The following is a 13,239-nucleotide window of genomic DNA, read 5'->3' as shown; positions in this document are numbered from 1 at the left end:
AACGGCCGGAAACAACTAACTTGTAATGCAGACGGCAGTTATGGTATCCTTTGGACAAGATTTCTTGTGAAGGTTTCGGTTCAGGTTCTCCAAGGAGTTCTGCTTCGCGAGTAAAGGAGTTCAAATTCTTCGATCGTTGCAGATGTGCTATAATTTGATCGATAAATACAAGCAAGCTTCAGCGGCCGGCATCGTCACATGAATTTTGCGAAAGACTCCGACGGCGATAAGAGAAACAGAGAAAAGGATGGAGTCTCCATTAAATCAACTCCTCCTGCCGATGAAATCTCTCAAGGCGAAGAGGAAGCTGTGAAATCTCCCGAAAATGAAGTTCCCTTTCCCTCCGAACCCGAAAAATCCCGCCCCGACAGCAGGCTTGTGCTCGAGCTGAAATCCGGCGACACCATCGGCATATATAAGGTGGACCGAATGATTGGGCGCGGCGGCATGGCGGTGGTCTATCGCGCCATGGACACGTCAAAGCAACGGGTGGTCGCCTTGAAGATTTTGAAGAGACGTTTTTCCTCCAGTTCGAAAGCGCTGGCGCGATTTGACCGTGAATTTCTTGCGCTGGAATCTCTGGATCATCCGAATATTGTTCGCGTTCTGGATAAGGGCGAGGAAAGCGGGATCAATTACTTCGTGATGGAATATATTGACGGCGCCAGTTTATCCCGGTTGTTGAAGCACGGGAAATTGACGTTCAACACGAAGGCTCAGATTCTGCTGCAGGTCGCCGCTGCGCTCGATTACGCGCACCGGAGGGGGATTGTTCATCGTGACGTCAAGCCGGACAACGTGCTGATTGACAGAACCGGCCGCGCAAAGATCGCCGATTTCGGGATCGCTCAGATGACCCGTTCCGGCTTGCCAATCAGCTCGATTACGGTTACCAGCAGTTATATGGGGACGGCGGATTATATGGCCCCCGAGCAGCGGATTGACGCGCGCTCGGTCGATCATCGAGCCGATATCTTCTCCTACGGCGTCATGTTGTATGAGACGTTTACCGGAAGGCTTCCGATGGGGAATTTTGCGCTTCCCAGCCAGGTCAATCCGGAGCTGAGCAAGCGGATGGACGGCATTATCTTGAAGGCGCTTCGGCAGGATCCCGCCGAGAGGTACCAGACGATTCTTGAACTGGCGAACGACTTGAGGCAGGAGATTCAAGAATCTGTGCTGAGCAAGATCAAGGCCCGCCTGTCGCTGATTCTGCAGACCGAGAGTTGGAGGCGCATGCTTGATTTGAAGATCGTCGCCTCCGTCGTGCTGGTAGGGGTGGTTATCGCCGGGCTCTTTGGACTGTTTTCGGCCGTGCACGAGGGGCAGCCGGTTCGGAAGCCCCCCGTTCCTGACCTTCCGCCGACCGCGCCTCCGCCGGAATGGTCGGTGCAGATTCCGGGGGCGCCCTTGAATATGACGCTTGTTCCTGCGGGCGAGTTCGTTATGGGGAGCGATTCCGAATTTGAGAATGAGCGTCCCATGAGGAGAGTTTTCCTCAAAGAATATTTTATCGATGTTTTTGAAGTAACTAACGCCGACTACAAGAAATTCATCGATGCAACGAATCACCCGGTTCCTTTTGTCAACGCTTTCTGGGCGGAGCCTTTTAATTGGCGCAATAACACGTATCCACCGGGCAAGGCCGATCATCCTGTTACCCTTGTGAGCTGGTTCGATGCCGCGGCATACGCGAAGTGGGCGGGAAAACGACTGCCGACGGAAGCCGAATGGGAGAAAGCGGCGAGAGGAACAGACGCACGGATCTGGCCATGGGGGAACACCTGGAACATCAATTACTGCAATATCCGCGAGAGTTTCATCAATATGACACAGCCGGTGCACCTGCTGACCGCCGGAAAAAGTCCTTACGGATGCTGCAATATGGCGGGCAACGTAATGGAATGGGTGAACGACTGGTATTTTGAAGACTACTACTCGAATGCTCCTCAGAAAAATCCTCCCGGCCCTCATACCGGAACCTTGAGAGTGGCGCGCGGCGGCGCATGGGACAGCAACATCAATCTCTACGCTCGGGCGGGATACCGGCATTTCTTCGAGCCGAATGAGAAGAAGGCAAGTATCGGTTTCCGATGTGCAAAGGACGTTGAGCCGAAACGCTAGCCGCCTCTAACCGGCGAATCATTTCATTTGTTTTTCCCCAGTGATGGGGGCACCCTCGCAATAGCCTTCTTGAAAAGGAGCGTCAGGTTCATGAAGAGGAAATTGTACTACGGCTGGTGGATTGTTGTCGGCGCATTCATCACGTTGTTTGTGTGCGCGGGAATCGGTTTTTCGACGTTTCCGGTGTTCTTGAAGTATCTGGAAGCGGATATGAAATGGGACCGCACCAGTCTCTCGATAGCGAGTGCGATTGCCGCTCTTGCGGCCGGATTCGCTACACCTGTTATCGGGGGAATCATCGAGCGATTCGGCCTGCGGACGGTGATGCTGCCAGGGGCCGTAATGCTTTCTTCCGCATACGTGCTGCTGAGCCGGATTCATTCCCTCGGACAGCTATATTTTCTCAATCTGGCGGTGGGGCTTGGCCTGGCCGCCACCACGATTCTGCCATCGCAGACGCTGGTCTCCCGCTGGTTCGAACGGCGGCGGGGTAGAGCCATGGGGATCGTAACCACGGCAAGCGCGTTGGGGTCGGTCCTGTGGATCCCCATAACGAGCGCGATGATCGAATCCTACGGATGGCGACATGCGTACTTGATGCTGGGACTGCTCATGGCTGCAGTCTCTCTGCCGATCATTTTCCTGATCATTCGAAATAATCCCGAATCAATGGGTATTCAAGTTGACGATTATCTTGAATCGTTGCAAGCTCCTGGAGCAGCGCGGGGAAATGCAACCGGATACACGCTGAAGGAGGCAACGCGGACCGGCACCTTCTGGCTGGTGGTAAGCGCGACATTTTTTGTCGTATTTGCCTCCTCCGGTTTCGGGCTCCACATCATTCCGTTCCTCTCCGATATGGGGTTGCCCCATACCCGCGCCGCCGGCGTCTGGGCCGCGGTGCATGGCGTCAGCATTGCCGCCCGATTTTTGTTTGGTTACCTGTCGGAGCGTCGGCAGAAGCGATATTTCGCGGCGGCTGCCAATGTCTCAAGAGTAATCGCATTGTTCAGCCTGCTCCTGTTTGCGCTGCATGTTTTACCTCTCGCCATTGCCGCGGGCCTTCTCATCCTGGTGTACGCTTCGGGGATGGGCTGTAACGCTGTCACAAACCCGCTATTGATCAGCGAGAGTTTCGGCGTGAAAAATTTCGCGAAGATCATGGGCCTGCTCGGTATTCCGTACACCATCGGGATGGCGCTCGGGATGTATGCGGGAGGCAAGCTCTTCGATGTGCGACATGATTATATTCTTGCGTTCAGCGTTTTTGCGGGCGCGTTCTTTCTCGCCGGGATAGCCATCTTCTTCGCGAAGCCGTGCCTGCTGCTTCAGGGAGAGCCTGCGCGGGCGGGGCAACTGCCGCAGACCGCTGCGGACAGTGAGGCTGTCTAATGTTGATTCATTTGGTTTCTTGCGATTGAGCGACGCTTACACTGGGGACAGAATCAGGCAAGCTCCGGGGACAGCGAATGTGTCCGACGATTGATTGTTCTTGCTTCGGGGGAAGGCGCCATTCTACGAATTTAAAAAGGCATTAATTCCGTAAATGGAGCCAGTCCTCTTCGCTTGGCGGACTGAACGGCGGGTGGAGCGTCATCTTCTCCCGGAGTGGAAGGGGCGACAACGTCTTTCACTGAAAAGAAGGACTACAGTTTCTCCAGTTCTCGCTGGATCATCTGCATGTCTTCCCAAGTGGGTTTCTTGTAGTCGGCATTCCTCAGCAGCGCCGCCGGATGGTAGGTCGGCATCAAAAGCGCTTCTCCGAACTTGTGAAATTTTCCCCGCAGCCGGTTCATCGGCGCCTTCGTCTGCAGGAGCGTTTGAGCGGCGACATTGCCGAGCGCGCAAATGAACTTCGGATGTATCACGCGAACCTGCTCCATCACAAACGGAAGACAGCATTCAATCTCATCGGATGAGGGGGTTCGATTGTCCGGCGGGCGGCACTTGAGAATGTTACAGATGTAGACGTCTTCCCTTTTCAGGTTGATTGCAGCGATGATTCTGGTCAGAAGTTGGCCGGCCTTTCCCACAAATGGTAACCCCTGCTCGTCTTCGTCGGCTCCGGGTGCTTCGCCAATGAACATGAGCTTCGCGTACGGGTTTCCCTGGCCGGGCACGACGTTTTTTCGGCTCCTCGAGAGATGGCATTTTGTGCAGGTTTGGACGGCGGACGCCAGTTCTGCAATGGCCGCGGCCGCATCTCTTTGTCTTTCTGCGGAATCGCTTGAGGCGACGTTATCGAGCTCGCTCAAGGCCGCCCGGCTTAACCTGATCTTCTGAAGTCCGAGCGTCTTCTGCTGCTCGAGAAATCGCTTTGCGAGCTCAATCACTTCCAGCAGTTCTGCACTTGCTCGTTCATCGTGTTTCATGAGGGGGTATCCTTATTGTTCCAGAGCTTCGAGAAACCCGCTGGCGAAGCAGTCTTCGATGTATCCCCGCAACGCCTGCTCCGATTTTCGGCACAACTCCATTCCTTCAGTAGTATAAGCGCCCTTGATCTCGATTATCAAGAACGCTTTTTGGTTGCACTTGAAGGCGTGCTTTCCCAGGGATGTCAGCACGTCGATCCAGGGAGTATCGCCGGTTCCGATGGCAACGCCTTCCTGGTTGCGATCGGTTCCCGGCGCTTTCGTATCGGAAACGTGATAGTAAAGCGGATCGAGCGCCCGCTGGAAAGACTCGAAATCGAGCGGGAACTGATTTGGATTTTCGCATTCGTGGTCCAGATAGGGGAAAACAGGACGCTTGTCCGGCTCGAGATCATAATAGAATTTCGTCATAAAGAAGTGAGACAGATCGAGGCAGGTCTTGATTCCCATGCGGGCAGCCCGATTTGCCAGATCGGCGGCGAATACATCAATTATGCTCATGTATTCGGCGGCGCCGATGGGCGGATTATTTTCGGTAGCGAGCATAAGGCGGAGATCGAGGACTTCAAGGAGTTTTCTGGCCGCCAGCGTTTGTTCGTCGGCATGGCGCAGGAAGATGTCGCGCAACGCGGGCAGTTTCCCTTTCTGTTTGAGTTGAAGGAGAAATGGGCGCGGAAGCTCGTAGAGGTTGTGAAAATTGAGAGCGCTCCTCTCGGGCACGAGGTCGAGCGTGCGGCACAGCTTGTCGAATGCCGCAGCAATCCGCCACAATGATCTGAAATAGCTATCGTCAATCAGATGGTATCGCGAATAACCGTCGATCGTTTCACCCCACGGGAAATGGCAGGAAAGGAACTCGAGTTGTTGGACGGCGGGATGGCTTGCCATCTGCTTGAATACGTTTTCAAGACCGGACAGGCCTTCGAGGGTACAGTATCGAGGCGGGACAAAGATTTCGAGACATTGGGGATTGAGTATTTCAAGGCGGGTGCGCCAGTTCGAAGGATCGGCATTATGCCCTATGACGAAGCGTTCCATGAAGAGGAATCCATTCGAAGCCCGCGAAGAATCGAGACTGTATGTCGGGGCATGCGGAAGGGAAACCGTCAGGTCTTCTTGCCCGACACTTTCTTTCTGGCTCGTGGCCTGAAATTTTTCCTGGGCGCATCGCCCCAGAGAGATTCGAGGTCGTAATAGGTACGCACGCGCTCGAGGAACACGTGAACGATCACATCTCCATAGTCGGCAAGAACCCAATTGCCCTCATCCAGGCCTTCCACGTGGTTTGGGGTGATCTTCTCCTCTTTCAACTTGAGAAGAATGGCTTCGGCTATCGCTTTCACGCCCAGCACGGATTCGCTTCCGCAGATAACGAAGAAATCGGTGACGCTCGAGAGTTTCCGCAGGTCCAAAATGAGAACATCCTGACTCTTTTTGCTATCGGCGACCTGCGCAGCCTTTTTTGCCAAATCTAATGGTTTGATCTTTAGCTCCTTTTGCCGCGCCAAGAGCGGCACCCCCAATGCGTCTTACCTGTCATGTCTTTTGCAGGCGCTCCCGCAGCAGCTTATTCAGCAGTTTGGGGTTTGCCTTGCCTTTGCTTGCTTTCATGGCCTGTCCCATGAGAAAGCCGAAGGTGCGCTCATTCCCGCCGAGGAACTCGGCAACAGGGCCGGGGTTGTCTGCAATTACCTTTTCGGTGATGCCAACCAACTCCTCTTCGTCCGTGATCTGGACCATCCCTTTTTCGCGGATGATCGTCGATGCGCTTTTTCCGGTATCGAACATCTCTGCGAATACCGTCTTGGCCATGCTGGCGCTGACGGTGCCGTCATCAATCAGCTTCAGGAGTTCCACCAGATGTTCAGGTGAAATCTTATTCTGCCGGATGTCAATTTGCTGAAGATTCAGATACCGCTGCAACTCGCCCATCACCCAGTTTGCGACCGCCTTCGGATTCGGGTAGAGCGAAGCCGCCTTCTCGAAATAATCCGCCATGCTTTTCGAGGCCGTCAGCACCTCGGCATCGTATTCCGGTATCGCATACTGCTCCTGCAGCCGCTGCTTGCGCCGGGCGGGCAGCTCCGGCAGCTTTGCCCGGATTTCCTCGATCCATTCCTTGCTCACGATGAGCGGAATGAGGTCGGGATCCGGGAAATAGCGGTAATCGTGCGCTTCCTCTTTGCTGCGCATCGAGCGGGTGACACCATGATCGGCGTCCCACAGGCGCGTCTCCTGCAGGATTCTGCCGCCTTCAGCAAGAACTTTTATCTGGCGGGCGGCCTCGTATTCAAGCGCCTTTTGCACCGCCTTGAACGAGTTCATATTCTTTACTTCAGTCTTGACGCCGAAGGCAGTTTGTCCTTTCGGCCTGACGGAGACGTTGGCATCGCAGCGGAGCGAACCTTCTTCCATGTTGCAGTCGCTCACCTCGAGATATTGCAAGACAGCCTTCAAAGTGACGGCGGTGGCATATGCTTCCTCGGGCGAGCGGATATCGGGTTCCGTCACGATTTCCATCAGCGGCACACCGGTGCGGTTGAAGTCGACATAGCTGACCGGGCCGGATTCCGGGTGGATCAACTTGCCGGCATCCTCCTCCATATGGACGCGGGTGATGCCGATGCGTCTGGTTGTGCCGCTGACCGATATGTCCATGTATCCGTTCCTGGCGAGCGGGTCCTCGTACTGCGAGATCTGGTAATTTTTCGGCAGGTCGGGGTAGAAGTAATTCTTGCGGGCAAATTTGCAGTAGTTCGCTATCTCACAGTTGAGGGCGAGACCGGTCATGATTGCGTCTTCGACCACTTTCTTGTTCAGGACGGGAAGCACACCGGGCAGGCCCATGCAGACGGGGCAGACTTGGGTATTCGGTTCAGCGCCGAATTTTGTGCTGCAGGCGCAGAAGATTTTAGAGTTGGTGGAAAGCTGAGTGTGGAACTCGAGGCCAATAACTATTTCATATTCCATTGCGAGACAGCATCAACTCCTTCAGTGGGCATGGCAGGGAGGGCCCTAGATAAACTGCCTTCACCACATTTTCAACAAACTACCCCCTGCTCTAAGACGATTTTATGATAATATAGCATAAGTTTCATTGTTTGCCAACCTATTTTATTATAGCATGTCAATTCGGTTTGCCGGGACTTGGTAGTCTTGCGCACCGACATTTTCTTGAATATCATTGTACACCATATGGAAGGCCGTAAAACTTGAGCGGAGCCAAGACATGGCATTTAGGGACAGACACCATTCTACGAATCCAAAAAGGCAAGCTACGGGGACAGCCCCGAATCTACGGCCTGAAAGACGCGGTCCGTAATTCTTGGGACAGTGAGACTATCCGACGATTGAGCGCTGGTTCTTGCTCTGGGTACAGACACCATTCTACGAATTCAAAAAGGCGTGAATTCCGTAAATGGTGTCAGTCCCCGCCGCACTTGCCGGTCCTCTTCGCAACCGTTGGACAGATTGACAGTCCCCTTCGCGTTCCGTAAATGGTGTCAGTCCCTTTCGGTGTAGATTCGGAGATATGACGGTCCAGAGAAAGGGAAAGACATGAAAATCAACTTTAAAGATGGTGAACCGGCAAAAGAGCGGGCGGATGCCTTGATTGTCGGAATTTTCGAGGACAGGCTGGATGAGGTCGCGAAGGAAATTGACGCAAGGATTGACCGTGGCATAACCAAGATCATGAAGACGGACGAATTCAAAGCGAAGTCGAATACCACGGCTCTTCTCCATGTCTTCGGCCAGCTTCCGAGCGAGCGACTGGTGCTTGTGGGTCTCGGCAAGAAAGCCGAATTCAACCTCGAAAAATTGCGTCAGGCGGCGGGGGTATCGGCTGCTTTTGCGCGTGATAAAGGATTTAAAACGGCGGTTTCCACGCTTCATTCGCAGGGGCTGGAGGATGCCGGCGCGGAGATGATCGGGCAGGCTGTGGCGGAGGGAACGCTGCTGGCGCTCTATCGTTTCGGCAAGTACAAGACTGAGAAAGAGACCGTTCAAGAGTTTTCGAAGCAGTTGGAGACACTGATTCTTCCCGAGCGCGATAAACAGCGCCGGGCCGACCTGCAGAAAGGCGCCTCGGCGGGCGAGAAAATATCGATGGCGGTCGGCCATGCGCGCGACATGATCAGCGAGCCGGCCGGGGTGTTGACACCGTCGGCGATGGCGGACCGCGCGAAGGAGCTTGCGCGCCGGCATGGTTTCAAGTGTACGGTTCTTTCGCCCGATCAGATAAAGAAGCAGGGCATGGGTGCTTTTCTCGCGGTCGCGCAGGGAAGCCATCAACCGCCGCGATTCATCATTCTGGAGCACAAGGGCGCCGGTTCGGAAAAGCCGCTCGTATTTGTCGGCAAGGCCATTACGTTCGACAGCGGCGGGATTTCAATAAAGCCGTCCGAGGGGATGGAGGAAATGAAGCACGACATGTCCGGCGGAGCGGCGGTCATCGGGGCGCTTTCCGCGGCGGCGATGCTGAAGCTGCCGGTCAATATCGTGGGGCTGATTCCGGCCACGGAGAATCTTCCCGGCGGCGGCGCGTACAGGCCCGGCGACGTGCTGCGCTCGATGTCCGGCATAACGATTGAGGTCATCAGCACCGACGCCGAGGGACGCCTCATTCTGAGCGACGCGCTCGCCTATGCCGCCCGCTACAAGCCTGCCGCAATTGTCGACTTGGCTACACTGACCGGCGCATGCGTGATCGCGCTCGGCCACATCAACACCGGCCTCATGGGGAACAATGAGGAGTTTCTTGCGAAGATCGAGGCGGCCTCGAAGGAGACCTCGGAAAAGGTGTGGCGCCTGCCGCTCGACGAAGAATACGCCGAGCAGATCAAGAGCGATATCGCCGACGTGAAAAACGTGGGAGGCCGGCCGGCGGGGACGATCACGGCCGGCCTGTTCCTCAAGAAATTCGTGGGTGATTTCCCGTGGGCGCATCTGGATATCGCAGGGACCGCCTGGATCAAGGAATCACGGCCGTACATCCCGAAGGGCGCCACCGGGATCGGCGTGCGCCTGCTGACGCAGTTGGCGAAGGATTGGAAGTAGCAGGCGCCGGTTGATCTTTAAAAATGCCCTTTACGGCTGTAATTCGAGCGTCACAGAGTCATAATAGAAAATTTCCCAGGAAGTCTTCCCGTCGGGATTCAGATCGGTCCCGCAGTAGATGACATATTTCCCCAGCGGCAGCGTCGAAAGCGAGACCGGCGCGAGGTTGTATGAAGGCACGGCGACCAGCGGGCTTTGCCGCGCCGGCTGTTCGGTGGGTTTCCATCCGCCGGAAGTGTAGTAGTATTTCTTGCCGTTCGGCAACTGGGCGAAGAGCCACCAATCGGCCAGTTCGGTGACGCCCCCGTTATCCAGCGAGAAGGACAGGTTGAGCGTGTTCGAGCGCGAGAGAGTCACAGGGCCATCCGAATTGTTCGCTTTGATGTTAACGATTGGTCTGGGCGCGATGTAAAGACTGGCTGAGTCTGCCCCGGTCATATTGTCGCTATCGGTTGCCTTGAAATTGATTTCATGCATCCCCGGCTGCAAACCCAGGGCGCCGATGACCTGGCCGGTTCCGAGCGGGCCGTCCAGGTTGGATTCCCACCTGATATCCGCTTCGGGGATTGTTCCGTCTTCCCGGTCCCACGCCAATCCTTCCAGGATAACCGGCTCTCCATACGGCACAGTGGTGACCGCATCCGGCACGAGAATGGAGACATGAGGCGGCTGTCCCCCCTTGGAGAAGAGACCGTCCGAGACGTCCTCGCCCTGATGAATTCCGTCGCTCGCCAATACCCTTACCAGGCACGAGCCTCCGCCGGAAAGGTTATCGAGGGGGACCGCCATTCCGGTTGCGGTCAATTCCGATCCGATGACATCCCAGGTAAGGCCTTTATCGTTGCTGAACATGACGGCATACGTGAGCGGGTCGCCATCCTCGTCTTTTGCGCTCCATTGGATTTCCTGGTAGCCGGTGGCGTTCCAGAGTTCGCCGCCGTTCGGCATGATTACCTTCACGTCGGGAGGGTGGATTCCCGCCGAGATGACAACGTCTTGAGCGAGGTGAGCGCTCGAGAGCCGGACTATTTCTGTCTGGGCGATGCCGGGCAGTATTTCAAATACCAACGCATACGATTCGAGGTTTGGGAGGGGAGTGGGATCGAAGTCGCGCCTAAATAAGAGGTTTCCGTTGCCGTCTTCCAATGAAAGAGAATATTCTCCCTCGCCCACGTAATCATAGGTTCCAGCCTCGTGCTGGACTGTCCATACCGGCTTCAGCCACGCCATTCCCTGTCCGAACATGATTCGCGCTCCGATATGGAAATAAGGGAGAGGCCCGAGAGGCGCAACCATCTGAGGGGCGGCCTCAGGCGCTGCGCCATCGGCTGAAGACGCAGCGGGATGGAAATGCCCAAACAGCCAGTTCCACGTGTAGCCGGATATCCAGGTGTCGGGGTCGCAGTACGACATCATATCGCCGGTAAAGCCGGGATCCCGCAGGAAAAACGTATTGTCATCCCGGATCATCGCTCCCCAATCTCCGATGGAGGGCGTGGGAGGAGACCCAAACAGTGTAGTGATGGGGAAATCCATGCCGTATTGATCGGTGTATATGGGATATGGTTCATACGGACCGGCCGGAACGTCGCACCAATCGCCGCCCAGAATGTGTCCGAGCCCCATTGCATGCCCGATCTCGTGAGCCGTTCTGTTCCTATGGTTATAGGCGTCGCTGGCGACAGATATGGAGACGGGAAAATCGCCATGAGTAATTCCCCGATGCGTGTCGGTGTGATGCGTGAGCCCCAGGTCGGCCACATTGTCGCACCACAATGCTCTTGCTACCCCATATTGCCAACCGTTGGCATACGAGAAGGTATGCAGGTATGCCGCCAGGTCATCGTCATTGCTGAGGTCGTAATCTCCATGTTCATCCGTGGAATATCCGCTTGTTGAAAATCTCTCGGGATTCACCGGATACATCAGGCGCATCAGCGCCATGTTCCTGTCGCATTCAGCAATCGTGGGCGAAGAACCGCCTCTTTCGAAGAGACGATACACCCTGATACAAAGATCCTCGGTATCATGGAATTGCACATCGAGAATGGTGGAATTGTAATAATCGTAGGCGCCGGTCTCCTCGGGCACTCCATTGAAGTGATTGACGGTGGCTTCGAGTCTGATCGTTCCCGGCGTGGTCCAATCATCGGGCAGAATGAAGTTGAAGCTTTTTCCTCCCATCGTTCGCTGTATCAGGTAATCTTCGCCGGGCCTGAGCATGACGCGATTGGAGAAGATGGGCGAGCCGGGCAGCTCCAGCACGCCGGGCAGGCGATATGCTCTGAGCATGCATCCGACGCCGCTGATATCCATAGCGGTTCCTTCCGCCACTCCATATACGCGAACCAAAGTCTTTTTCCCGGTCACCATATTCGTCTGCTGGTCCTTCGGGTCGGGCGTGGGACCGATCATATCCCAACCCTGAATCGCCTGCGTCACCTCCATGCCGCTGGCACGGATATTAAGCGTGCTTGGTGTGGGTGAGGGAGGAGGCGGCAAGGGACTGCAGTTGATGGTGATCTCCTCATAATCGACGTTTCCGCCGCCATCCTCAGCCGTGACGCGAATGGTGCTTGAGCCGGCCGGCACGTTAATCGGCTGGCCGAAAATGTACCGGGGCGCCCTCTGGCCGCTGATATCGATGGAGACGCTGTCGATGGGAGAAGAGACGACGAGGCTGGTGAGTCCCACGTCTTCATCCACGTAGCCGCTGACGTTGACAACCGTGTATGAAGTGGAAGACAAATCCGCGGGGGCGGTAATAACCACTGATGGAGGAATGAGATCGTCGGGCGGCGGCGGTGGAGGGCCTTCCCACACGTTTATATGGACGCAGTCAATCAGTTCCGATTCCATCGCCATACCATACGAGACGACGATCGAGTCGATGGCGCCGTCATCCGAATGAATGACAAGAGGATTGAGTATGCCGGCGGTACCGGGCCCCATCGTGACTGAATCCACTGCCCCGGGAATAAGCAAGGCGCCGCCGTCGCGATACCCGCGCAAGGTAGCGGTGACGGTGTAAGGGGCGCTCTGTTCGAGCCCGACGTAGACAATGACGTGGTCGGAAGTGAAATCGAACTCCATCGTCAGATCCTCATCCGAACTGCCGAATTCGGAGCCGAATGATGCGTCGTGGTACAAGGCATGAGGGGGCGAGCATGGAGACACCGTGGGATCAATGACGGTAGGATAGCCGTCGCCATTGATGGTGATTCCCAGGGAAGAGTATGGCTGTGACCACGGCCGGAATCTTGTGCCGACGGCCAGGTCGTCGAACCCGAGTATATGCTCGAGCGCCGCGGCAGGTGCGGTACCGAGAAGCAAGCCCAGAACTAAGAGAGAAATAACCGCCAGCAGATTTCTTCTCATGTGCCTCACGATTCTCCTCCTTTTCGCCTTCCCGCCAGGTAAAGGGTTGTGAAGTGCGCCCGAGGGTGCCAGAGGTTGAATATCTGCAACAGGCGCATGGGGTGTCACGGTTTCAAGTGGTGCATCAAGAAAAATCGCTTCATTTAACCGATTGGAGATAATTCTATATCATAAGGCAAGTGGGGTGTCAAGTGGGAAAGGAAAGGTGAATAGGGCTTACGCATCTAAATCGGCCCTTGGGGGCGGATTTTTGCTGACTGCTCCTTCTTATTGGCTCTGTTGGGTTTCCTTTGTGGTTTTGGAGATG

At 55.4% G+C, this 13,239-nt stretch carries 8 protein-coding genes; 3 read left to right on the top strand and 5 right to left on the bottom strand.

Annotated elements, in window-relative coordinates:
• Window positions 1-198: 198 nt before the first annotated feature.
• Together C4520_16150 and C4520_16145 are read left to right on the top strand one after the other, a co-directional pair.
• Window positions 199-2,124: a hypothetical protein gene (locus tag C4520_16150; GenBank protein RJP17498.1), complete on the top strand. Its 1,926-nt coding sequence runs from the start codon at window positions 199-201 to the stop codon at window positions 2,122-2,124.
• Between the two features lie 90 nt (window positions 2,125-2,214).
• Window positions 2,215-3,516 (top strand): MFS transporter, encoded by a 1,302-nt coding sequence (locus C4520_16145; GenBank protein RJP17497.1) that lies wholly within the window; start codon window positions 2,215-2,217, stop codon window positions 3,514-3,516.
• 254 nt (window positions 3,517-3,770) lie between these two features.
• Here the strand turns inward: C4520_16145 and C4520_16140 are convergent, their stop codons facing one another.
• The 4 genes from C4520_16140 to gatB all read right to left on the bottom strand — a co-directional run bounded on the left by C4520_16140 (window position 3,771) and on the right by gatB (window position 7,466).
• Window positions 3,771-4,496: a uracil-DNA glycosylase gene (locus C4520_16140; GenBank protein RJP17496.1), complete on the bottom strand. Its 726-nt coding sequence runs from the start codon at window positions 4,494-4,496 to the stop codon at window positions 3,771-3,773.
• A 12-nt stretch (window positions 4,497-4,508) separates the two neighbouring features.
• The gene (locus tag C4520_16135) at window positions 4,509-5,534 is read right to left on the bottom strand and encodes a hypothetical protein (GenBank protein RJP17495.1); all 1,026 of its coding nucleotides are present in this window, start codon (window positions 5,532-5,534) and stop codon (window positions 4,509-4,511) included.
• A 68-nt stretch (window positions 5,535-5,602) separates the two neighbouring features.
• Window positions 5,603-5,980, bottom strand: coding sequence for a ribosome silencing factor (gene rsfS / locus C4520_16130; GenBank protein RJP17571.1), 378 nt, complete (start codon window positions 5,978-5,980; stop codon window positions 5,603-5,605).
• Window positions 5,981-6,032: 52 nt separating this feature from the next.
• Complete coding sequence (gene gatB, locus C4520_16125) at window positions 6,033-7,466, bottom strand: Asp-tRNA(Asn)/Glu-tRNA(Gln) amidotransferase subunit GatB (GenBank protein ID RJP17494.1); 1,434 nt, start codon at window positions 7,464-7,466, stop codon at window positions 6,033-6,035.
• A gap of 588 nt (window positions 7,467-8,054) precedes the next feature.
• On the opposite strand from gatB, the gene C4520_16120 reads away from it, so the two are divergent.
• Window positions 8,055-9,554: a leucyl aminopeptidase gene (locus tag C4520_16120; protein RJP17493.1), complete on the top strand. Its 1,500-nt coding sequence runs from the start codon at window positions 8,055-8,057 to the stop codon at window positions 9,552-9,554.
• A gap of 30 nt (window positions 9,555-9,584) precedes the next feature.
• On the opposite strand, the gene C4520_16115 is transcribed toward C4520_16120, so the two are convergent.
• Entirely contained in the window at window positions 9,585-12,932 is a 3,348-nt protein-coding gene (locus C4520_16115) for a hypothetical protein (protein ID RJP17492.1), read from the bottom strand.
• Window positions 12,933-13,239 lie beyond the last annotated feature (307 nt).

Source organism: Candidatus Abyssobacteria bacterium SURF_5 (assembly GCA_003598085.1).
GTDB lineage: Bacteria > Abyssobacteria > SURF-5 > SURF-5 > SURF-5 > SURF-5.
This window is presented reverse-complemented; position numbering and strand designations above follow the sequence as displayed.

Excerpts from the sequence above, each read along its gene's own strand:
- C4520_16140 (RJP17496.1), bottom strand. The coding sequence starts at position 4,496 with ATGAAACACGATGAACGAGCAAGTGCAGAACTGCTGGAAGTGATTGAG.
- C4520_16150 (RJP17498.1), top strand. The coding sequence starts at position 199 with ATGAATTTTGCGAAAGACTCCGACGGCGATAAGAGAAACAGAGAAAAG.
- gatB (RJP17494.1), bottom strand. The coding sequence starts at position 7,466 with ATGGAATATGAAATAGTTATTGGCCTCGAGTTCCACACTCAGCTTTCC.
- C4520_16115 (RJP17492.1), bottom strand. The coding sequence starts at position 12,932 with ATGAGAAGAAATCTGCTGGCGGTTATTTCTCTCTTAGTTCTGGGCTTG.
- C4520_16120 (RJP17493.1), top strand. The coding sequence starts at position 8,055 with ATGAAAATCAACTTTAAAGATGGTGAACCGGCAAAAGAGCGGGCGGAT.
- C4520_16135 (RJP17495.1), bottom strand. The coding sequence starts at position 5,534 with ATGGAACGCTTCGTCATAGGGCATAATGCCGATCCTTCGAACTGGCGC.
- C4520_16145 (RJP17497.1), top strand. The coding sequence starts at position 2,215 with ATGAAGAGGAAATTGTACTACGGCTGGTGGATTGTTGTCGGCGCATTC.